General features: G+C 59.0%; 22 protein-coding genes, 1 tRNA gene and 1 pseudogene. 12 read left to right on the plus strand and 12 right to left on the minus strand.

Annotated features, from left to right (window positions below; genetic code table 11):
- Positions 1-6: 6 nt before the first annotated feature.
- On the minus strand, positions 7-792 hold the full coding sequence (locus HU762_RS13830; RefSeq protein ID WP_186637762.1) for a pyrroline-5-carboxylate reductase dimerization domain-containing protein: 786 nt from the start codon (positions 790-792) through the stop codon (positions 7-9).
- On the minus strand, positions 782-1489 hold the full coding sequence (locus HU762_RS13835) for a TetR/AcrR family transcriptional regulator (RefSeq protein ID WP_186637764.1): 708 nt from the start codon (positions 1487-1489) through the stop codon (positions 782-784). The genes HU762_RS13830 and HU762_RS13835 overlap by 11 nt, the downstream gene beginning before the upstream one ends.
- 241 nt (positions 1490-1730) lie before the next feature.
- Here HU762_RS13835 and choW point away from each other — a divergent pair, with 241 nt between their 5' ends.
- The 6 genes from choW (at position 1731) to HU762_RS13865 (ending at position 7652) form a co-directional block, all read left to right on the plus strand.
- Positions 1731-2579, plus strand: a complete 849-nt coding sequence (choW, locus tag HU762_RS13840) for a choline ABC transporter permease subunit (protein ID WP_186637767.1) — start codon at positions 1731-1733, stop codon at positions 2577-2579.
- The gene (gene choV, locus HU762_RS13845) at positions 2576-3799 is read left to right on the plus strand and encodes a choline ABC transporter ATP-binding protein (protein ID WP_186637769.1); all 1224 of its coding nucleotides are present in this window, start codon (positions 2576-2578) and stop codon (positions 3797-3799) included. The genes choW and choV overlap by 4 nt, the downstream gene beginning before the upstream one ends.
- Before the next feature lie 27 nt (positions 3800-3826).
- Positions 3827-4765 (plus strand): LysR substrate-binding domain-containing protein, encoded by a 939-nt coding sequence (locus HU762_RS13850; protein ID WP_186637771.1) that lies wholly within the window; start codon positions 3827-3829, stop codon positions 4763-4765.
- 139 nt (positions 4766-4904) lie between these two features.
- Positions 4905-6161: an aromatic ring-hydroxylating dioxygenase subunit alpha gene (locus HU762_RS13855; protein ID WP_186637773.1), complete on the plus strand. Its 1257-nt coding sequence runs from the start codon at positions 4905-4907 to the stop codon at positions 6159-6161.
- A 9-nt stretch (positions 6162-6170) separates the two neighbouring features.
- Positions 6171-7307, plus strand: a complete 1137-nt coding sequence (locus HU762_RS13860) for a hybrid-cluster NAD(P)-dependent oxidoreductase (protein WP_186637775.1) — start codon at positions 6171-6173, stop codon at positions 7305-7307.
- Positions 7308-7388: 81 nt separating this feature from the next.
- The gene (locus tag HU762_RS13865; protein ID WP_186637777.1) at positions 7389-7652 is read left to right on the plus strand and encodes a hypothetical protein; all 264 of its coding nucleotides are present in this window, start codon (positions 7389-7391) and stop codon (positions 7650-7652) included.
- A gap of 222 nt (positions 7653-7874) precedes the next feature.
- On the opposite strand, the gene HU762_RS13870 is transcribed toward HU762_RS13865, so the two are convergent.
- Positions 7875-8459, minus strand: a complete 585-nt coding sequence (locus tag HU762_RS13870; RefSeq protein WP_186637779.1) for a TetR family transcriptional regulator — start codon at positions 8457-8459, stop codon at positions 7875-7877.
- A gap of 146 nt (positions 8460-8605) precedes the next feature.
- On the opposite strand from HU762_RS13870, the gene HU762_RS13875 reads away from it, so the two are divergent.
- The 6 genes and pseudogenes from HU762_RS13875 (at position 8606) to HU762_RS13900 (ending at position 14608) form a co-directional block, all read left to right on the plus strand.
- Positions 8606-9394 carry an SDR family oxidoreductase gene (locus tag HU762_RS13875; protein WP_186637781.1) on the plus strand — a complete coding sequence of 263 codons (789 nt, stop codon included), beginning with the start codon at positions 8606-8608 and terminating at the stop codon, positions 9392-9394.
- A gap of 85 nt (positions 9395-9479) precedes the next feature.
- A pseudogene (locus HU762_RS13880) lies at positions 9480-9854 on the plus strand (LysE family translocator); the annotation flags it as partial.
- A gap of 71 nt (positions 9855-9925) precedes the next feature.
- Positions 9926-10831 (plus strand): transcriptional regulator GcvA, encoded by a 906-nt coding sequence (gene gcvA, locus HU762_RS13885; protein WP_186637784.1) that lies wholly within the window; start codon positions 9926-9928, stop codon positions 10829-10831.
- 75 nt (positions 10832-10906) lie between these two features.
- On the plus strand, positions 10907-11734 hold the full coding sequence (locus HU762_RS13890) for a DMT family transporter (protein WP_186637787.1): 828 nt from the start codon (positions 10907-10909) through the stop codon (positions 11732-11734).
- Positions 11735-11763: 29 nt separating this feature from the next.
- The gene (locus HU762_RS13895) at positions 11764-12525 is read left to right on the plus strand and encodes an SDR family oxidoreductase (RefSeq protein ID WP_186637789.1); all 762 of its coding nucleotides are present in this window, start codon (positions 11764-11766) and stop codon (positions 12523-12525) included.
- Positions 12526-12604: 79 nt separating this feature from the next.
- Entirely contained in the window at positions 12605-14608 is a 2004-nt protein-coding gene (locus HU762_RS13900; protein ID WP_186637791.1) for a DKNYY domain-containing protein, read from the plus strand.
- Between the two features lie 100 nt (positions 14609-14708).
- On the opposite strand, the gene HU762_RS13905 is transcribed toward HU762_RS13900, so the two are convergent.
- From HU762_RS13905 to thrS, 9 genes are all read right to left on the minus strand, one after another.
- A tRNA-Pro gene (locus HU762_RS13905) sits at positions 14709-14785 on the minus strand.
- 90 nt (positions 14786-14875) lie between these two features.
- Complete coding sequence (locus HU762_RS13910) at positions 14876-15232, minus strand: MerR family transcriptional regulator (protein ID WP_003179985.1); 357 nt, start codon at positions 15230-15232, stop codon at positions 14876-14878.
- On the minus strand, positions 15213-15515 hold the full coding sequence (gene ihfA / locus HU762_RS13915) for an integration host factor subunit alpha (RefSeq protein ID WP_002553164.1): 303 nt from the start codon (positions 15513-15515) through the stop codon (positions 15213-15215). Before ihfA ends, HU762_RS13910 begins: the two co-directional genes overlap by 20 nt.
- Positions 15516-15518: 3 nt before the next feature.
- Entirely contained in the window at positions 15519-17897 is a 2379-nt protein-coding gene (gene pheT, locus HU762_RS13920; protein ID WP_186637793.1) for a phenylalanine--tRNA ligase subunit beta, read from the minus strand.
- Positions 17898-17932: 35 nt separating this feature from the next.
- Positions 17933-18949, minus strand: coding sequence for a phenylalanine--tRNA ligase subunit alpha (gene pheS / locus HU762_RS13925; RefSeq protein ID WP_030142134.1), 1017 nt, complete (start codon positions 18947-18949; stop codon positions 17933-17935).
- 109 nt (positions 18950-19058) lie between these two features.
- A complete protein-coding gene (gene rplT / locus HU762_RS13930; RefSeq protein ID WP_002553161.1) occupies positions 19059-19415 on the minus strand; it encodes a 50S ribosomal protein L20 in 357 nt (118 codons plus the stop codon).
- A 29-nt stretch (positions 19416-19444) separates the two neighbouring features.
- Entirely contained in the window at positions 19445-19639 is a 195-nt protein-coding gene (gene rpmI, locus HU762_RS13935; RefSeq protein WP_003442181.1) for a 50S ribosomal protein L35, read from the minus strand.
- Between the two features lie 60 nt (positions 19640-19699).
- Entirely contained in the window at positions 19700-20251 is a 552-nt protein-coding gene (gene infC, locus HU762_RS13940; RefSeq protein WP_186637946.1) for a translation initiation factor IF-3, read from the minus strand.
- Positions 20251-22173, minus strand: a complete 1923-nt coding sequence (thrS, locus tag HU762_RS13945) for a threonine--tRNA ligase (RefSeq protein ID WP_186637795.1) — start codon at positions 22171-22173, stop codon at positions 20251-20253. The genes infC and thrS overlap by 1 nt, the downstream gene beginning before the upstream one ends.
- Positions 22174-22400 lie beyond the last annotated feature (227 nt).

The raw sequence follows: 22400 nt of genomic DNA on the forward strand, positions 1-22400 counted from the left end.
CACGAATCAGGCTTGAAGCCCCTTGCGAGCAACCGCGGCGCCTTCCTGCAACGCCCTTCCAATCTGTTCTTCGAAACACCCCTGACTCATCGCCAGCAAGGCAGCGGCCGTTACACCACGGTAGGCGACCAAAGCATCGATCATTTGCTGGGCGTCGCGGCTCGCCAGCAATTGACTGCTGTTGACCACGACATTTTTCGCGGCAAGCTGCGCGATATCGCCAGGGATGCCGGCTGCCATCGCCTGATTGGCCAACGCAGTCATCAACAAGGCCGGAAAGGCCGGACCGGTGCCCGAGAGTGCGGACAAGTAATCAATGAAGTCCTCTTCCTGGACCTCAGCCGCCGTACCCACGCATTCGAACACGCGCTGCACAAAGCTTCTCGTTGTCGCCTCTACCTCTCCAGCACAATACCAAGGCGTGAAGGACTGCTCGATTTCCACCGCCGCGTTGGGCATCGCCCGCACGACCGCCGCAGCCGAGGTCTGCGCGATGATCGCTTGTGCCTTGATCCCGGCCATCAGGGAGATAACAGTCTTGCCAGTCGCGTTGATATTCAGACTGGTGAAATGCTCGGGGCGAACCGCAATGATGATGACGTCGCTGCGATCGACCAGGTCCTGGTTATCCGTGACCAGGCAGGCGCCTTGTTGTGCCAATGGGTGACTGCCCGAACGGTTGGAAATGACCAGGTTGCCTGCCGGCAGCAGTGCCTTCGCCAACACTGCCTTGGCGATCGCGCCGCCCAACCAACCGGTTCCGCCAATGATCCCCAGGGTTTCATTGATCATCGGCGGTGCCTTCGTCGAATGTGTCGGTCAAGGGAACGAAAACCCCCGGCTCTTTTTCGGCATAGCCGAACTTCCCGTAGAAACGATCCAGTTCGCGCTGCTTGGGGACTTTACCGGTGAAGATGCTCACGTAATGAGGAATGCGCTGGAAGCGCACGGTGATCAGCTCAGTCGTGTTCATGGTGATGTAGCCAATCTGCGTCAGATAGATCGTTCGGGCCCGGCTATCAGCGCCTTGGCTGTCATAGCCAAAGCGCTTGAACATGCTTGCCAGGGCGTTCATTCGCTGCTCATCTACCACCGCGACCTCTTGAGCCACTTCAGCGGACTGAAGCGCCCAACTGCGCACGGCAAACTCGAACTGCGAGTCGAACAGCTGAGGGTTAAGCCAGCACTCGAACACATTCAGGATCGCCTCGGAGATGCTTTCGGCATAGCTTTCACTTTGCCGGACCAAGCCTCCCGTATTGGTCTCCCGCCAACGCGATAGCAACGCAGCCAGCAGTTGCTCGCGGTCTTCGAAGAACCAGTAGAAGCTGGTGCGTGACAAGCCCAGGCGCTTGGCCAGCGGCATGACCCGGACAGCATCGATGCCCGACTCCTTCAGAGCCTCGTAGGCCGCTTCCAGCCAGCCCTCCGGCGAGCCCCGCCAGCCTGCGTCCTGGGCCTTACTACGGGCCTTCCCTACCTGCGGCATCGTGCGCCTCCTTCTTCAAATACGTGATAGAAATGTACTCTGATGATCTCTTAATGTACACATGAGTACATTTTGTTGACTTGACCGTCTTGAGCACTTAGAGTCCAGCATCGTGGATGATCCAACCAGCGCTCCAATCAAACAAGCCAAGCCCAGGCATGAAACAACATGTCCGTGAGGCTCGCCTGGTTGATATCTCCAAGAGGTAAGGACTCTAAAACAACAACAACGAGCCGCCATCATGTGGATTACACAAGAGAAACTCCCCTTGGGCGAGATCATTGCCCGGTATGTCGATTGGTTGACGCAGCATGGCGCAGACGTATTTGACGCGATATCGCTGGCGTTGTCCGGGACCATCACAGCGCTGACCCACGCCCTTCTTTGGTTCAACCCCCTGGCTTTGATCGCGATATTTGCGCTCCTCGCTTACTACATCCAGCGCAAGGTCAGCCTGACACTGTTCGTCGCCTTCTCATTCTTGCTGATATTCAACCTCGGCTACTGGCAGGAAACCATGGAGACCCTGGCGCAAGTGACGTTCGCCACTCTCGTGTGCGTGATCATCGGCGTACCGCTGGGCATCGTTGCCGCGCACAAGCCGATGTTCTACACCATGATGCGTCCGGTGCTCGATCTGATGCAGACCGTACCGACCTTCGTCTACCTCATTCCTACCCTGACCCTCTTCGGCCTGGGTGTGGTTCCGGGCCTGATCTCCACCGTGGTGTTCGCGATTGCCGCGCCCATCCGTCTGACCTACCTGGGTATCCGCGACGTACCGACCGAACTGATGGACGCCGGCAAAGCCTTCGGCTGCTCCCGTCGCCAGCTCCTGTCGCGCATTGAACTGCCCCATGCGATGCCGAGCATCGCCGCCGGTATCACCCAGTGCATCATGCTGTCGTTGTCGATGGTGGTGATCGCCGCGCTGGTGGGTGCCGATGGCCTGGGCAAACCGGTGGTCAACGCACTGAACACCGCCGATATCGCCATGGGTTTTGAAGCCGGCCTGGCGATCGTGCTGCTGGCCATTATTCTCGACCGAATCTGCAAACAACGCGAAGCCGTGAAAAGAGGTGACGTATGAGCATCATCCGTTTTGAAGACGTCGACGTCATCTTCGCTGCCCGTCCGAAGCCCGCCCTGGACCTGCTCGACAAAGGCTTTTCGCGGCCCGAGATTCTGCAGCAAACCGGTTTGATCGTCGGTGTGGAGAAAGCCAACCTGGAGATCAACAAAGGTGAGATCTGCGTGCTCATGGGCCTGTCCGGCTCCGGCAAATCCAGCCTGCTGCGCTGCATCAACGGCTTGAACACGGTCAGTCGCGGCAAGCTGTTCGTCGAACACGAAGGCCGGCAGATCGACATCGCCTCCTGCACCCCCGCCGAACTGAAGATGATGCGCACCCAGCGCATCGCCATGGTGTTCCAGAAGTTCGCCCTGATGCCCTGGCTGACGGTGCGCGAGAACATCAGCTTCGGCCTGGAAATGCAGGGTCGAGCGGAGAAGGAACGCAAGAAGCTGGTGAATGAGAAGCTTGAGTTGGTGGGCCTGACCCAGTGGCGCAACAAGAAGCCCGACGAACTGTCCGGCGGCATGCAGCAACGGGTCGGCCTGGCCCGGGCATTGGCGATGGACGCCGACATCCTGTTGATGGACGAACCGTTTTCGGCCCTCGACCCGCTGATTCGCCAAGGCCTGCAGGACGAGTTGCTCGATCTGCAGCGCAAACTGCACAAGACCATCGTCTTCGTCAGCCATGACCTGGACGAAGCCTTGAAGCTGGGCACGCGCATCGCCATCATGAAAGACGGCAAGATCATCCAGTACAGCAAGCCCGAAGAGATCGTACTCAACCCGGCCGACGACTACGTGCGCAACTTCGTCGCCCACACCAACCCGTTGAATGTGCTGTGCGCGAAAAGCTTGATGACCCCACTGGACCAATGCGTTTTCGCCCGCGACGAATATTGCCTGGAAACGGCTCAAAACCTGTGGATGGCGGTGAATTCGCAGCGTCATCTGACCAACGTTCGAAAAGGTGCAACCGCCGCACACGTCCAATCATGGAATCCGACCGAGCGAATCGACAGCTTGGCGCGACAACCGACTTGCGTGCCGCCGATCACCACCATGCGCGACGCCCTGCAGATTCGCTACGAAACGGGCCATCCCTTGATCGTGCGGGATGAGGCCGGTACCGTCCTGGGTATCTTGGGCGACGGTGAACTGTATCGGGCACTGCTGGGGCACAACCTGTCGCACCCTGTGCCCGCTGAGCCCGCACGAGAATCTTCGGTGGCGTGAGTCACCCGGCACGGCGTTGGAACACCTATGCAACCCAGCGATATCGATAAAAAGGTCAAGGGCTATCGGCGGCTGATACCGTCGATGACGGCGTTGCTGGAATTCGAAGCCGTGGCGCGGCTGGCCAGTTTCACCCTGGCCGCCCAAGAGCTGGGCGTGACCCAGGCGGCCGTCAGCAAACAGATCCGGTTGTTGGAAGATACCCTGGAGACCAAGCTGTTCCATCGGCTTCATCGGTCGATCAAGCTGACCCACGAAGGCTATGTGTTGCATCTGGTCGTCGCGGAGTCCATTCATCGCATGGCCAGTGTCTTCGACAAAATTGCCGAGGGCATTGGTGAGCAAGAGATCACCATCGCCTGCACGCAAGCGTTTTCCCACTCGAGAATACTCCCCCGGTTGATTGCACTGCGCACCCTGCAACCGAAGCTGAAGTTGCGCTTGTTGACCCAACAGGTCTCCCCCAGTTCATACCGGGATGACGTCGACCTGGCCATCCGTTTCGGCAATGGGAAATGGGAGGATGGAAGTTCGCTTTTCCTGTTCGATGAAGAAGTATTTCCCGTTTGCTCGCCGGCCTGGCTGGCCGCCAACGCGGCGCCCTCATCCGTCACCGATTTTTTGGACACGGCGCTGATTGACTCCGATTCCACCCTGGAAGGCTGGATGACCTGGAACCGTTGGTGCCGGGAACTCGGCGATGGGCGTCCCAAGCTCACCTATTCATTTCGCTGCAGTTCCTATAACGATGCGATCGAGGCGGCTATCCAAGGCCACGGCATTGCACTGGGATGGAGTCGACTGATCGCGCATCGGCTCAACAGTGGTGAACTGATCAGAATTACGCCTTACGTGGTCAAGCCAAAGGACGCTTATTACCTGGTTATTCCGAGCGGTCGGAAACTGGAGCCCATCACCCAGGCGCTGATCGATTGGCTGCGCGATGAAAGTTACCTAAACCCTTGATTACATGGATTTTTATGGCGATTTTTACGCATAACGCAAAGTTATGCGAGCGTGAAAATAAAGCGCGTTGACGGCCTTATCCCACCTTTCCAAACTGTACTCGCCGCCTGATCAACTTTGCGTTTGAGCGAGACCCATAATGACAATTAATACCGTGAAGACCCATCGTGAACTCCTGACCGACCGCACGCCCGGCCATGGCATGCCAGGCGGTTTGTTTGGTCGCCAGGATATTTTTGAAACCGACGTCGATATCTTTTTCACCCAGCATTGGATTCTGGTGGGAGTCACCAGCGACGTCCCCGAACCCGGTGATGTCTCGACCATCGACATTGGCAAATCCTCCATCCTCCTGGTGCGCGACGATGACGAGCATGTGCAGGCGTTTCGCAATGTCTGCCGGCACCGCGGGGCTCGCTTGAAACCGGCCGGCAAGTCGACGGTGGGCATGCTGGTCTGCCCTTATCACCAGTGGACCTACGACCTGGACGGCAGCCTGAAACATGCGGCACACATGGGCCAGGCTTTCGACCCCAAATGCAAAAGCCTGATCCCGGTGCACACTCGGGTGATCGGCACCCATGTCTTCGTCTGCCTGGGCGACGAACCGCCAGAAGACATCTTGTACCTTGATCAGGTCATGACACCGCGCTTCGCCCAATACGACATTGCCCACTCCAAGATTGCCTACGAATCGGAAATCATCGAGAACGGCAATTGGAAACTGGTGATCGAGAATAACCGCGAGTGTTATCACTGCGCCGCCACCCACCCGGAATTGACCGCCTCTTTCCTGCCCGAAGATTTCGGTTTCTGCACCGACGGGCTGGGGGAGGATTCACTCCAGGCGCTGGCGGAGTATCACCGCCGCAATGCCGAGACCAAGGCCAACTGGGAGCACGAAGGTTATATCTGCGAGGCCGTCGAACACCTGGGTGAAGACGCCGTGACCCAGTTCCGCTCGCAGCGACTGGCCATTGCCGGCAACGGCGAATCCCAGACCCTGGACACCCGCGTGGCGTGCACCCGGCTGTTTGGCGACCTCACGCGCCGCGACTTGGGCGACGTGCATCTTTGGACGCACAACTCGTGGACCCACATCATGAGCGACCATGCCGTGGTCTCCTACATCATCCCGTTGGCGCCCGATAAGACCCTGGTGCGCACCAAATGGCTGGTCCATGCCGATGCCATCGAAGGCGTCGATTACCAAGTGGATAAGCTGACCGAAGTCTGGGCGGCGACAAACCTGCAGGACGCCAACCTCGTCGGTATCACCCATAGCGGCACTCAGGACCCTGCCTACACGCCCGGGCCGTTCTCGGCCTTTACCGAAACCTATGTCGACCAGTTCTCGCGCTGGTACGCGGCGCGTCTGGCCGCCCATGGCGTGTGAGGAATGAACATGACGACTTACGAAAACCCGACACGCCCGGCAAGCGCCAGCATGGTCCAGCGTTTTACCGACCCGGCCACCTGGGGCACGTTCGGCGCGCAATGGCACAGCGGAGAACAGAAAACCCTGCAATGCTGCGCCGTGCGCCCGGAAACACATGACGTAAAAACCTTCATTTTTCGCTGTGTGGACTTCAGCGCGCTGAGCTTCGAGCCCGGTCAATTCATCACCATCTCGCCAGTTATTGGTGGGCAGACCATTGCCCGCTGCTACACCCTGTCGTCCTCCCCGACCCGGCCGTTTGCGTTTTCCATTACCGTCAAGCGCGTGCCGGGGGGAACGGTGTCGAACTGGCTGCATGACCATCTCAAGCCCGGCGACAGCCTGAAGGCCTCCGGCCCGGCGGGCAGCTTTACGCCGGTCGGCCATCCGGCGACCAAGTTGTTGTACCTGTCCGCCGGTTCCGGCGTAACGCCCCTGATGTCGATGACCCGGGCTGCCTGCGACATGGCCGGCAACCTCGACATCGTGTTTGTACACAGCGCCCGCACGCCCACCGACATCATCTTCCACGCAGAGTTGACGCGCATGCAGGCCGCCATGCCGGGGCTGCGGGTCATCAGTGTTTGCGAAGGACTGGGCGACACCACTCAATGGCAACAACCGATAGGCCGGCTCGACTTATCGTTGTTGAGCCAGCACGTGCCGGACTACAAGGAACGGGAAATCTTTACCTGCGGCCCCCAGGGCTACATGGACGCGGTCAAGTCGCTGCTCAGGGAAGCGGCGTTCGATTTCGCCCACTACCATCAGGAAAGCTTTGACATTGCCGTACTGAATGACGAACCGTTGATCGAACAGGCTGCTTCGCTCAATCAGCAGGACGTCTTCACCGTGACCCTGTCGCGTTCAGGCAAGACGTTCAGCATGCCGGCCAATCAGACCGTGCTGTCTGCCGCCAAGAAAGCCGGCGCGATCGTGCCCTCCTCCTGCAGCCAGGGCGTTTGTGGCACCTGCAAGACCACCCTGCTCCAGGGCACGGTGGACATGAACCACAACGGCGGCATCAGGCAACGGGAAATCGACAAAGGCCTGCGTTTACTGTGCTGCAGCAAGCCCACTTCCGACCTGGTCCTTGATCTTTAACCCTCAAAAACCAGAACCGGCGGCCGATACCCATGACAAGACCCCAGTGACCTGGGTGGCTGGATGACGATGGGGATCGTAATGACTGAAATTTATCTGCTGATAGCGAACGGCTCGGAGCAGGGCGAGCCCTATGTCCTGGGTTGGTTCGATGACAGAAACAAAGCCAGGGAAGTGGCCGAGCAGAAAGAATGGGAGGCTTATCGGGCCCGCTTGAAGGCGGAGCATCCCTGGTCAAGCTATAAACCGCTGGCGCCGGACAAGACCGAATACCGGCGTTATTGGATCAAGACCATATCAAAATTCGAATATGTCTCTGTTCCTAGGTCCCTGGCGCTTCACTGAACGAAGCCTTCCCCTTTCACGTCTTCGTAGCGATTGACGCCAGAAAATTTACCGAACCGAGCACGCTCGCCAGGGGTCTAGAAAATTAAGCCCATCTGATGAGAGCGTTCTTATGTTGAAGTTTCTTGGTGGTACCGTTGGGATCATCTTCCTGATCGGCCTGATCGTGGTCATCGCCCTGTTCAAGTTCATCTTCTGATTGGAGTGCGGTAGGCGTTGGCCCTACCGCTTGTCTTCTGACACTGGCAAGGACGCCAGGATCCGGGCACGGCAGACCTCAAGTATTTCATTTGCCAACGGAGCGTCGTCCGGGCAGGCCCGCGACAGCATCAGCGCGCCGACGGCCTGTGCGAAAAGACTGATCATGTCCGCCCGCCCTTCTCCGTCGGCCGCTTGCGGCCCGGCGTCGTGCTTTTCTTCAAGTGAAGCCAGGGTGCTTTCCACGCCGCTGGCGAACGTGGCCTTCAACCCGTCGGATTGACGCGCCGCATCGCCGCACAGCGCCGCCAGGGTGCAACCATTGCCCCGCGCATCACGGTGCTCCTTGGAGACATACATCTGGAAGAAGTCAGCCACTTCCATCTCGCCAGCGCCTGCCAGCGATCGCGAAAGACTGTTCGCGGCCGCTTCAGCCATCAGATCGGTTTTCGAACCGAAATGTTTGTAGAAACCGCCATGGGTGAAGCCGGCGGCAGCCATCAAATCCGCCACGCCTATGCCGTCAAAGCCTCGCTCGCGAAACAACACCGAAGCCGTCTCGACGATATGCTCCCGGTTTGCCTGGGCCTGGGCCTTGGTCACTCTCATCTTTATTACCTCGTAGCCGTTCGAATCATGCCTGCATCATACATAGATGCCGGTCGTAATCATATTCATTGACAGTTTAGATTCTGATCATCATCCTAAGGCCACCAACGCAACGCTGTCCTCGAATCCTTGAAGAGACTCATCTCATGACCACTCCCACAACCGTTCTCATCACCGGCGCTTCCACCGGTATCGGTGCTGTCTATGCCAAGCGCTTTGCGCAACGCGGGCACAACCTGGTGCTGGTTGCCCGCGACAAAGCGCGACTGCAAGCCTTGGCGGCCGAGCTGCGCAGCGAACACAGCGTCAGCGTCGATGTGCTCCAGGCCGACCTGACCCAAACCGGCGATCTGCACACCGTCGAGGCGCGCCTGCGTGACGACGCCAGCATCGGGATTCTGATCAACAACGCCGGAGCCGCCCAATCCGGCAGTTTCATCGAACAGACCACCGACAGCGTCGCGCACCTCGTTTCGCTCAACACCACCGCACTGGTTCGACTGGCCAGCGCCATCGCCCCACGCTTGGCGCACGCCGGCGACGGCGCGATCGTCAACATTGGCTCAGTGGTAGGCCTGGCACCGGAGTTTGGCATGACGGTCTACGGTGCGACCAAGGCATTCGTGCTGTTTCTCTCCCAAGGGCTCAGCCTGGAGCTTTCGCCCAAGGGCGTCTACGTACAAGCCGTTCTACCCGCCGCCACCCGCACCGAAATCTGGGACCGCGCGGGCATCGACATCAATAGCCTCAGCGAAATCATGGAAGTCGGCGACCTGGTCGATGCCGCATTGGTCGGATTCGATCGCCGCGAACCAGTGACCATTCCGCCCTTGCAGGACGGCGCTCAATGGGACGCCTTGCAGGCTGCGCGGCAAGGGTTGTTGGCGCAAATCAAGCAGTCGACGGTGGCCGAGCGGTATCGGGTCCAGGGCTGACAGTTGCGTCGCGGGGGCCGAATCAACGGCTCCCCAACTGATCTTCGATTCTGCTACCGCCTCAACGCAACTAGGCCTGAAGCCTGGCGGGCTCTATTTGATTTGGTTGGGCTTCGGGCTGTGGCGATCTCCACCGGTCAGTCTCGAGGCAACCGGCACAGACAGCTTCCGACCTTGGTCGCTGTTCCGCCAAGGGTTGGTGTCAGCCATTTCCAATCCCAAGGCCCTGCTGCTGTTCACCGCATTCATCCCGCCATTCCTGGATCCGCACAGAAATATTATCGTGCAGACGATCGCCATCGCGCTGACCTACGCCGTCGTCGAGTTCGTCGTTGAGTATCTGGTGGCTAGCGCAGCGCACCGAGTCAGACCTTGGCTGGCTCGCACCGGTCGCCGTTTCAATAAAGTCTGTGGCGGATTTTTTGTACTGTTTGGATTGTCCCTGCCCATCCACAGCTGAAGACAGGATGCACTATCATGAGCGTGCGCTCATGATGCGCATTTCTGACGCAGCGCCGGGACACCGTACACATGAGAGATCTGCCGCCAACCGCTACATTGCGTGCCTTTGAAGCAGCCACCCGGCACGCGACCTTTACCGCTGCCGCCGACGAGCTGCACGTTACCCAAAGCGCCGTGAGTCACCAGCTCAAGCATCTGGAAGCGCTTTGGGGATTACAGTTGTTCGAGCGTGGCAAATCACTAAGCCTCACGGCGGCGGGGGCTACGCTGGCGCCCATCGTCCGGGAGTTCTTCATGAGTCTTGAGGCATCCCTGGCCGATCTTCGCGAGCAGAAAGGTCGGGTCCGACTCGAAGTCAGCACCACGTATTCCTTCGCGCTGAAATGGCTGCTGCCGCGTTTGCCGAATCTTTCCCGCCAGCACCCCGAGCTGTTGGTTTCGCTGGACACCACGGACAAGATCATCCATTTCTCCAACGCCCAGGCCGACGTCGCGATCCGGCTGGGCAAGGGCAGTTACCCCGGGCTCTATTCGGAGTACCTGTTCGGCGAGCAGGTGTTCCCGGTGGCGAGCCCCGATCTGCTGCAGCGCTTCGGGACACCGCGCAGCCCCGCCGAATTGTTGCATTACCCGCTGCTGACTCGAGACGGTGCCGAGCTCGTGCCGAAATGGGAGGCTTGGTTCGAAAAGGTCGGGCTGGAATTTTTGCCGCTCAAGGAAAGCGTCAGGTTTGGCGACACCAACATGACGGTCGAGGCAGCCTTGCTCGGCCAGGGCGTTGCCTTGGTGCGCAGCGGGCATGTTGAAACCGAAATCAGCGATGGCCGTCTGGTGCGGCTGTTCGATGTGTCGTTCCCCTCGCCGCTTGCCTACTATTTCGTCTGTCCAAAAGGCATCGAATCGCAGCCACACATCGTGAGTTTTCGCCAGTGGTTGATGAGTGAGGCGCTGAAAGTCCAACGCTGTTATGAGTAGGGCATGAACATCCACTCATGAAGCAATGAGGAGACTTCGCTGTAGGCCGGTCGCTGGTTTGCTTAACATCGGCGCATGCCTATCCACATCGTTCTCCTGGTTCTTTTCGCCGCGCTCCTGCATGCCAGCTGGAATGCACTGCTGCGCGGTGGCGCAGATCGCCTATGGTCGATGACGGTAATGTGCATCGCTGTCGCCATCGCCAGTGTCATCGCCGCGGCGTTCATGCCGCCACCGTCGTCTGCCAGTTGGGGCTATGCGCTGCTTTCGGCGCTGCTGCACGTCGGCTACAACCTGTTTCTGGTGCGCAGCTACCGGGTCGGCGACCTGGGGCAGGTCTATCCGATATCCCGTGGATCGTCACCGGTGTTGATCACTCTGGGCGCCGCCATCTTCGCCGGAGAAACCATCGCCCCCGGTACGTTATTCGGTATTGCACTGGTGTCGGGCGGGATCATCTCGCTGGCTTTCAGGGGACGCAAACTGTCGGTTCCCAGCCTTCCCTATGCGCTGGGGACCGGCTGCTTCATTGCCGCCTACAGCGTCACCGACGGTATTGGCGCCAGGCTTTCCGGCGCGCCGCTCTCCTACACCGTCTGGATGTGCGCGTTGTGGGGCGTGCTGATGCCTGTGGTGTACATCGGTCTTCGCGACGCTCGCAGCTTATTCTCCGTGCGGCCCGGCATGTTGACCGCCCTGGCTGGCGGGCTGGTTTCTTTGCTGGCCTATGGGATCGTCATCTACGCCATGAACGCAGCGCCCTTGGGCGCGGTATCGGCGTTGCGCGAAACCAGCGTGCTGTTCGCAGCATTGATCGGCTACCTGTTCCTCGGCGAGAAACTTACCACCCGACGCCTCCTGGCGTGCGCCGTGATCGCCAGCGGCATCCTCATCATCGGCTGATTACAGTCATCTGCCCTGGAGTATTTTCAATGGTTGACGTCTCGCAAGCACCGCTGATTCTGATAACCGGCGGCAGTCGCGGCGTGGGTGCCGCCACTGCGCGGCTAGCCGCTGCACAAGGCTACGACGTCGCGATCAGCTACGTCGCCAACGAGACCGCGGCGTTGGCGGTGGTGGCGGATGTGCAGGCGCTAGGACGCCGAGCGCTGGCCATGCGGGCCGACAGTGCTGACCCCAAGCAGGTTGCCGACCTGTTCGCGGCTATCGACCGCGCGTTCGGACGCATCGACGTTCTGGTCAATAACGCTGGGGTACTGTCGGCCCAGTCACGCCTGGAGGACCTCGGCTTCGAGCGCATGCAGCGCATTTTCGCAGTCAACTCCATTGGCCCGATTCTCTGCGCCCAGCAGGCGGTGAAGCGCATGTCCTATCGGCACAACGGTCCGGGCGGCGTGGTGATCAACATCTCTTCGGCATCGGCGCGCCTCGGCAGCCCCAATGAATATGTCGACTATGCGGCGTCAAAGGGCGCGTTGGAGACGTTCACCATCGGCTTTGCCAAAGAGGTTGCGCGGGAAGGAATACGCGTCAACTGCATTCGCCCCGGGCACATCTATACCGACATGCATGCCAGCGGCGGCGAACCAGGGCGGGTCGATCGCGTCAAGGACTCGATTCCCATGGGCCGGGGCGGCCAGCCGGAGGAAGTGGCACGGGCCATTCTGTGGCTGGCCAGCGCGGAGGCATCGTTCGTGACCGGTACATTCCTTGATGTGACGGGCGGCAAATGAATGGATGGCCAAGCTGGCGAGATCGCCGCAAAAATGTTAGTTCTCGGGCCAATACTTACGGCGTTCAGGCCCCAACGATATGACAGGCATCGAGGCACCCTTCGCTGACTGGGAGCTGCTGGAACTTGAATGGCACCAAGGCTTCGCGTTCATGGAAGGCGTGCTGCTGGGCGACGGGCAAGTACCCGACGTGTACATCATGCTCAACCCTGAAGGTGCACGCCCAGGCGAGTTGGCGCGATGCGCCAATGATGGACATTATCCGCCCTCGCCCTTGCTGGCCGGCCAGCCGACCTGGCGGCACCGCCGCAACCGTTGGGTCTTGCGCAACGCGCTGCGCGATTACTACCTGCTTCCAGCCTACCGGGAACGCCACAGCTACCATGCGCTCCAAGCCTTGGCGTTTCGGTTCGACAAGGGCCTGGAAAGCCTCGGCTATCAGTACTGGCGTGACGAAACCGGCGCCTATTGGTTCGGCGAGTACGCGATCACCCCAATCCCGGAGGCACGCCCCGAAAGCCTGGCCCTGTTGGCATCGTCGCCAGCCTCGGTGACGTCAGCTTCCGCCCTGTTCAGCGACGGGGTGAATATCTTTCTGCAGGGGCAGTTCATCGCCAGCGCCACGACGCGGGTGCGGTATTGCAATCACCCGTCCTATCGAGTGATCGACGATCAGGTCTACAAGGGTTACAAACCTCTGCACCAGAAAGACGGCACGCCGCTGCCAATCAGAAACCCTGGCAACTTTCGGATGCTCGCTCAGCGCTGGGGAACCGATGGACAATCGATCATCGTCCAAGCGCAGCAAGGCTCGAGCATTTCCTATGAATACTTCTACCGCATCGACAATGCCGACCTGGCAACCTTCACTGTGCTCAACGAACGCTACGCCAAGGACCGGCACCGCGCCTATTACCTGACCGGCAAGAGCATTCGCTACGTTGGCGATTTCCAACTGCTCAAGTGCTGCCAGCCAACGTACGATGAGTACGGTCGCGTGGTCAGCGCCAGAGAATACGAGGATGAGTATTTTGCCGTGGACGACCTGTACGTCTACGCCGCCGGCACGCGCATGCGTGACGCCCATGGCCCGAGTTTTCGACACTTGGGGTTCGATTATTACCATGATCACCGGCACGTCTACCGGCACCAGAAACGCCTGGATGTCGACGTGGAAAGCTTTGTCGTGACCCAGCTCTGTCGCAATGATCAGGATTACTCGCCCGTGCTGGCAGGTGACAAGCGTGGCCCGCTAGGCTCTGGCGGAATCATCGATGCAGCGATGCAGCAGGAATGGGCACCCTACTTCGAGGCCCATCCGCAACTGAAAGATTACTGGTGGCACCGCTTGCAGGCGCAGCCTGAAAAACCGCAGATACAGGCAGAAACGCTGCCGCTGGAGACCATCGGTCTCGGTTTTGAACGGGGCCGCCAGGTCTATTTCCACGGGCGCGTTATCAACGGACTGGACGCGGCAAGTTTCAAATTGCTCGACACGCACCTGTGCGGCGATGCCCAGGGCTTGTATCTGATCCCGTTCCATAACGCGCAAACGGAAGTGCCAGAACGGTTTTCCCAGGAACCGGTGGAGCACTTCCGCTCACTTGGTGGACCCTACCTGACGGATGGGAAAACCGTGTTCTGCCACCGTGTTTTCTATCATCCTCCCGAACCGATTCGTAAGGCGCAAGTTGCCACTTTCGAGTCCTGCGGGCACGGTTGGGCCAAGGACCGGGACTTGGTGTATTACTACGGCGAGGCGAAGAAAAAGCTATGTCCTTGCGATACGCGCTTTCTAGGTACCTATGCCGTCGGCCCTGATCTGATCCTCTCGGAAGGCAAGCCGCTGGACGTGGCATTCGACCCTGATGAAGTCCGCGTACCGCATCCCGACTTCCTGCAACTGGGCACGCGCAAGTTGTTCTGCCACCGACGCCCACTGAGCACCAAGCGTATCGACCTGACCACCTTCCAATTCCTGACTGAGCGCTATGCCCGGGACAGGCATCGAATCTACCACTACGACGGCTATGCGACCTTGACCGAGGTTGATGAAGCGCAGTATCGGGAAACTCTGGGGTAGTGGCCAATGCAGGTTTGACAATGAAATGAACAGTCCCGCAAAAGCCACGCACATGAAAAAGGCCAATGCTATGAACATTGGCCTAAGTCATTGAATAATATGGTCGGGACGGAGTGATTCGAACACTCGACCCCTAGCACCCCATGCTAGTGCGCTACCGGACTGCGCTACGCCCCGACTAGGCGTGTATCTTGTTCCGCTTCTCAACGGAACGCTCAGGAATATATCGCAAGCTTTTGAAAACTGGAAGTATTTAAAAGCAGAAATTTATTTCTTGAGCACCACCAGCACATCTTCGAGCTCGGCGATCATCTGGCGGATCATTTGTTTGTACTGGGTTGTATCGTCTTTGGCCTCATCACCGGAGAGGCGCAGGCGTGCGCCGCCGATGGTGAACCCCTGGTCGTATAGCAGCGCGCGGATCTGCCGGATCATCAGAACGTCTTGTCGCTGATAATACCGGCGGTTTCCGCGGCGCTTGACCGGGTTGAGTTGAGGAAACTCCTGCTCCCAATAGCGCAGCACGTGCGGCTTTACCGCACACAGCTCGCTGACTTCACCGATGGTGAAGTAGCGTTTGCCCGGGATGACGGGTAGTTCGTCGTTATGACTTGGTTCCAGCATAAGCCTCAACTCGGGCTTTCAACTTCTGCCCTGGACGAAAGGTGACCACACGGCGAGCCGTGATCGGGATTTCTTCTCCCGTTTTCGGATTGCGGCCAGGCCGCTGACGTTTGTCCCGAAGGTCGAAATTGCCGAAACCGGACAATTTGACCTGTTCGTTGTCTTCGAGAGCGTGCCTGATTTCTTCGAAAAACAGTTCGACCAATTCTTTGGCCTCCCGTTTATTCAGGCCCAACTCCTCATACAGACGTTCCGCCATCTCAGCTTTCGTCAGAGCCCCCATACGTCACTTCCTTAACGTGGCGTTCAACCTGTGTTCGAGCGAGGTGAGGATATTCTGCGTTGCGGTATTCACCTCATCGTCATTAAGAGTGCGCGATGGATGCTGCCAGGTCAAGCCGACTGCAAGGCTTTTTCTATGCGGATCAATACCTTTACCCTGATACACGTCAAATAGCCTGAGGTCCGTCAGCCATTCACCTGCATTTTCACGAATTACCGCCAATACAGCGCTGGACGCGACACCCACATCAGCCACCAGGGCCAGGTCACGGCGCACTTCAGGAAAGCGCGATAACTCTTGGAATTTCGGCATTTTTCCTTGGGCGACTTCAGCCAGGACCAGCTCGAAAACAAAGACCGGACGATCCAGGCCCAAGGTTTTCGACAGTTCAGGATGAATGGCACCCACGTAGCCAACTTCACGCCCGTCCCGCTCGATGCGCGCGGTTTGCCCAGGGTGCAGCGCCGGATGCTTGCCCGGAACGAAAGTGAACGCGTCGAGTGCGCCGGCGAAGCCCAGCACTGCTTCCACGTCGGCCTTGATGTCGAAGAAGTCCACGACGTCGCGACCTTGCGCCCAGCCTTCCGGCAGGCGACTGCCACAGACCACACCGGCGAGCATCGATTCTTGCTTCAAGCCGTCCAGCTGACCCACGAAGCGCAGGCCGCTTTCGAACAGGCGTACGCGATCCTGCTGACGATTCAGGTTGTGCTGCAGCGACTTGACCAGGCCTGGCCAAAGGGATGAGCGCATAGCCGCCATGTCGTTGGAAATCGGGTTCGCCAACAACAACGGCGCGACACCCGGATTGAACAGCTCGAACTGGCGTGGATCGATGAAGCTGTAGGTGATCGCTTCCTGATACCCACGAGCTACCAGCAGGCGACGCAGTTCCGGCAGGTCGCTACGGGCTTCAGCCTTGGCTTGCGGGGCCAAGCGGGCTTGCGGATAGCGAACCGGCAGGCGGTTGTAGCCGTACAGGCGAGCCAGCTCCTCGATCAGGTCGACTTCCAGGCTGATATCGAAACGATGACTTGGCACTTCGACGCGCCACTGCCCTTCCCCGTCCGCGCGGATGGTCAGGCCCAGGGCGCTGAGCAGGCGCTCGACTTCAGTCGGGTCCATTGCCATGCCCAGCATCTGGGTGATGCGCTGGGCACGCAGGGTGACCGGTGCAATCTTGGGCAGGTGCTGTTCGCTGACGGTCTCGATGATCGGGCCGGCTTCGCCACCGGTGATTTCCAGCAGCAGGCCAGTGGCACGCTCCATGGCTTCACGGGCGAGCTGCCAGTCCACGCCACGCTCGTAACGGTGCGAGGCATCGGTGTGCAGGCCGTACGAGCGAGCCTTGCCAGCAACGGCGATCTGGTCGAAGAACGCGCTTTCAAGGAACACGTCGCGGGTGGTCGTGGAGACGCCACTGTGCTCGCCACCCATCACGCCGGCAATCGCCAGGGCGCGGGTATGGTCGGCAATCACCAGCGTATCGCTGCGCAGGGTCACTTCCTGACCGTCGAGCAGCACCAGCTTCTCGCCTTCGTCGGCCATGCGCACGCGAATGCCGCCGTTGATTTCGGCAAGATCGAAGGCGTGCAGCGGTTGGCCCAACTCAAGCATCACGTAGTTGGTGATGTCGACAGCCGCGTCGATGCTGCGCACGTCGGAGCGACGCAGGCGCTCGACCATCCACAGCGGCGTCGGCTTGGACAGGTCGACGTTACGGATCACTCGACCCAGGTAGCGCGGGCACGCCGCTGGCGCCAGGACTTCGACCGGACGCACTTCGTCATGCACGGCGGGGACCGGCGCGACCACGGGACGCGTGACCGACGCGGCATACAAGGCGCCGACTTCACGGGCCAGGCCGGCCACCGACAGGCAGTCGCCACGGTTCGGTGTCAGGTCGACCTCGATGCTCGCATCGTCCAGGCCCAGGTATTGGCGGATGTCCTGGCCAACCGGCGCATCGGCCGGAAGCTCCATCAAGCCATCATTGCCTTCGCCAACCTGCAGTTCAGCCTGGGAGCACAACATGCCGTTGGACTCGACGCCGCGCAGCTTGGCTTTCTTGATCTTGAAGTCGCCCGGCAGTTCGGCACCGATCATCGCGAACGGAATTTTCAAGCCGGGGCGCACGTTTGGCGCACCACAAACCACCTGGAACGTTTGCGCGCCGTTGCTGACCTGGCAAACCCGCAGCTTGTCAGCGTCAGGGTGCTGCTCGGTGCTCAGCACCTCGCCCACGACCACACCGCTGAATGCACCGGCGGCCGACGTGACGCTATCGACCTCAAGACCGGCCATCGACAGGCGAGCAACCAGCTCGTCCTGGCTTACCTGCGGGCTTACCCAGCCGCGCAGCCACTGTTCACTGAATTTCATCCTGCTCTCCTAATAGATTCGTTACGGGTTGCGACCTAGCGAAATTGCGCAAGGAACCGCAAGTCGTTGTCGAAGAACAGGCGCAAGTCATTCACACCGTAACGGAGCATGGCCAGGCGTTCGACGCCCATGCCGAAGGCAAAGCCCGAGAATTCTTCCGGATCGATCCCGGACATGCGCAACACGTTCGGATGAACCATGCCGCAGCCCATGACTTCCAGCCAGCCAGTCTGCTTGCAGACACGGCAGCCTTTGCCGCTGCACATCACGCACTCCATATCGACTTCGGCCGATGGCTCGGTGAACGGGAAGTATGAAGGGCGGAAACGCACGGCCAGCTCTTTCTCGAAGAACACCCGCAGGAACTCCTCGATGGTGCCTTTCAGGTCGGCGAAATTGATGTCGCGATCAACCAGCAGGCCTTCGACCTGGTGGAACATCGGCGAGTGGGTGATATCGGAGTCGCTGCGGTACACACGGCCTGGGCAGACGATGCGGATCGGCGGCTGCTGCGATTCCATGGTGCGGACCTGTACCGGCGAGGTATGGGTGCGCAACAGCATGTTCGCGTTGAAATAGAAGGTGTCGTGCATCGACCGGGCCGGGTGGTGGCCAGGGATGTTGAGCGCCTCGAAGTTATGATAATCGTCTTCGACCTCGGGGCCTTCGGCGATGCCGTAGCCAATGTGGGTGAAGAATTGCTCGATGCGTTCCAGGGTCCGGGTAACCGGATGCAGCCCACCGGAAGTCTGGCCACGGCCAGGCAGGGTCACGTCAATGGATTCGGCGGCGAGCTTGGCGGCCAGACCGGCCTCCTCGAACAGCGCCTTGCGTGCATTGAGAACCTCTGTGACACGTTCCTTGGCGACGTTGATCAGCGCACCGACCTGCGGACGCTCTTCGGCCGGCAGGTTCCCCAGGGTCTTCATCACCTGAGTCAACTCGCCTTTCTTGCCAAGGTAGTGAACCCGGATTTGCTCCAGGGCATTGATATCTTCAGCGCTTTGCACAGCCTCTAGTGCTTGAGCGACCAGCGCGTCCAGGTTTTCCATGTACAGACTCCAGATACAAAATAGGGGAAGAGCTTTAAGGCTCTTCCCCTATTTATGACGTTTGGCACCTGGACCCACAGAGGTGAGCCCGGGTGACTGCCGGGGGTACTTAAGCCAAGGTGGCTTTAGCTTTCTCGACAATCGCAGCAAACGCCGCTTTTTCGTTCACTGCCAGATCAGCCAGAACCTTACGGTCGATCTCGATGGACGCTTTTTTCAGGCCAGCGATGAAACGGCTGTAGGACAGGCCGTTAACACGAGCACCAGCGTTGATACGAGCGATCCACAGAGCGCGGAACTGACGTTTTTTCTGACGACGGTCACGGTAGGCGTATTGGCCTGCCTTGATTACCGCTTGCTTGGCAACACGGAATACGCGGGAACGCGCGCCGTAGTAGCCTTTAGCAAGTTTCAGAATTTTTTTGTGACGCTTACGGGCAATGACGCCACGCTTTACACGAGCCATGAGTTACTTCCTCTATTCTTAACCAAAAATTAGCAAAGGCGCAGCATACGCTTGACTTTTGCAACGTCGGACGGGTGCAGCAAGCTGCTACCGCGCAGCTGACGCTTACGCTTGGTCGACATTTTGGTCAGGATGTGGCTCTTGAAAGCGTGTTTATGCTTGATACCGTTAGCAGTTTTCAGAAACCGCTTAGCAGCACCACTTTTCGTTTTCATCTTTGGCATGTTCGGATACTCCGCATTCAGTTGATAAACATAATCAGAAGGCCTGCCGTGCCCTGTTGATTACTTCTTCTTTTTCGGGGCGATGACCATGATCAGCTGGCGTCCTTCCATCTTAGGATGCTGTTCGACCGAACCGTACTCGAGCAGGTCTTGTTCAACCCGCTTGAGGAGTTCCATCCCCAGCTCCTGGTGGGCCATCTCACGGCCGCGGAATCGCAAGGATACCTTGGCCCTGTCCCCGTCACTCAGGAAACGTACCAGGTTGCGCAGTTTTACCTGGTAATCCCCTTCCTCCGTCCCTGGACGAAACTTGATTTCTTTTACCTGAATCTGCTTCTGGTTTTTCTTTGCAGCGGCAACCTGCTTCTTCTTTTCGAAGATCGATTTGCCGTAGTCCATCAGTTTGCAAACAGGGGGTACTGCATCGGCGGAAATTTCCACCAGATCCAGTTTGGCCTCTTCAGCCTTAAGAAGCGCGTCTTCAATTGACACAATCCCAAGCTGTTCACCTTCAGCACCAATTAACCGAACCTCGCGTGCCGAGATATTCTCGTTGATCGGGGCTTTCGGTGCAGCTCGTTTATCTTGTCTCATTTCACGCTTAATAATAATTACTCCAAATCTGGGCGACCACGCCGGGAAACCGCTTGCGCGAGGAACTCAGCGAATTCGGCGACGGGCATCGAGCCCAGGTCAGCACCTTCACGAGTACGCACAGCGACAGTCTGCATCTCGACCTCCCGATCTCCGATAACCAAGAGAAAGGGAACCTTGAGCAAAGTATGCTCGCGGATTTTAAAGCCGATCTTTTCATTTCTCAAGTCGGACTTGGCACGAAATCCGCTTTGGTTGAGAGTTTTTTCGACTTCAGCGGCAAAATCTGCCTGTTTATCAGTGATATTCATGATCACTGCCTGGGTCGGCGCCAGCCACGCGGGGAACGCGCCCTCGTAGTGTTCGATCAGGATCCCGACGAAACGCTCGAAGGAACCGAGAATCGCGCGGTGAAGCATGACCGGGTGCTTGCGGCTGTTGTCTTCGGACACGTATTCGGCGCCCAGACGGATCGGCAGGTTAAAATCGAGCTGCAGGGTACCACACTGCCAGACGCGACCAAGGCAATCTTTCAGCGAGAACTCAATCTTCGGACCGTAGAAAGCCCCCTCGCCCGGTTGCAGATCGTACGCAAGGCCCGCGCTGTCGAGGGCGGCGGCCAGGGCCGCTTCGGCGCGATCCCACAGCTCGTCGGAGCCAACGCGCTTTTCCGGACGAGTGGACAGCTTCATCTCTACTTCGGTGAAGCCGAAGTCTCGATAAACGTCCATGGTCAGCTTGATGAAGGCGGCGGATTCGGCCTGCATCTGCTCTTCGGTGCAGAAAATGTGCGCGTCATCCTGGGTAAATGCGCGTACACGCATGATGCCGTGCAGTGCACCCGACGGCTCGTTGCGATGGCAGGCACCGAACTCGGCCAGGCGCATCGGCAGCTCGCGGTAGCTTTTCAAGCCCTGGTTGAACACCTGCACGTGGCAAGGGCAGTTCATCGGCTTGATGGCGTAGTCGCGGTTTTCCGACTGGGTGGTGAACATGTTGTCGGCGTAGTTGGCCCAGTGCCCGGATTTCTCCCACAGGCTGCGGTCGACCACCTGCGGCGTCTTGATCTCAAGGTAGCCGTTCTCACGCTGGACCTGGCGCATGTACTGCTCGAGCACCTGGTACAGGGTCCAGCCGTTCGGGTGCCAGAACACCATGCCCGGGGACTCTTCCTGGGTGTGGAACAGGCCCAGGCGCTTGCCGATCTTGCGGTGATCGCGTTTTTCGGCCTCCTCGATTCGCTGGATGTAGGCCGCCAGTTGCTTCTTGTCGGCCCAGGCCGTGCCGTAGACGCGCTGCAACTGCTCGTTCTTCGCATCGCCACGCCAGTAGGCGCCGGACAGCTTGGTCAGCTTGAAGGATTTCAGGAAACGCGTGTTCGGCACGTGCGGGCCGCGGCACATGTCGACGTATTCTTCGTGGTAGTACAGACCCATGGCCTGCTCGTCCGGCATGTCTTCCACCAGACGCAACTTGTAGTCCTCGCCACGGGCCTTGAAGACCTCGATGACTTCGGCGCGCGGGGTGACTTTCTTGATGACGTCGTAATCTTTCTCGATCAGCTGTTGCATGCGCTGTTCGATGGCGGCCATGTCGTCCGGGGTAAAAGGACGCTCGAAGGCGATGTCATAATAGAAGCCTTCATCGATGACCGGCCCGATGACCATCTTCGCGCTCGGGTACAGCTGCTTGACCGCATGACCGACCAGGTGCGCGCAAGAGTGGCGAATGATCTCCAGCCCCTCTGCATCCTTGGGCGTAATGATTTGCAGCGTGGCATCGCTGTCAATGACGTCGCTGGCATCGACCAGTTTGCCGTTGACCTTGCCGGCCAGGGTGGCCTTGGCCAGGCCCGCGCCGATGGATGCGGCGACTTCGGCTACGGAAACCGGATGATCGAACGAACGTTGACTGCCGTCGGGAAGAGTAATAGTTGGCATGGCGCCTCCTCTCCTAGTGGTGACCCCTACCAAAGGTCACGTGGGTTGGGATGAGCCAGTACAAGATCCAGTCCAGGCCATTCAATGACGAACGCCTGCCTTACAGCGGCAGGAGCCTTGCGGCCAACCGGGAAAACCGAACCAGAGTGACTGGGATTCAAATCAGGGTTAATCGAACATTTACCGCCACCGGGACCTGTCGTCCTGCGGAGCCTGAAAAATACCCG

Source organism: Pseudomonas sp. SWRI92 (assembly GCF_014268685.1).
GTDB lineage: Bacteria > Pseudomonadota > Gammaproteobacteria > Pseudomonadales > Pseudomonadaceae > Aquipseudomonas > Aquipseudomonas marvdashtae.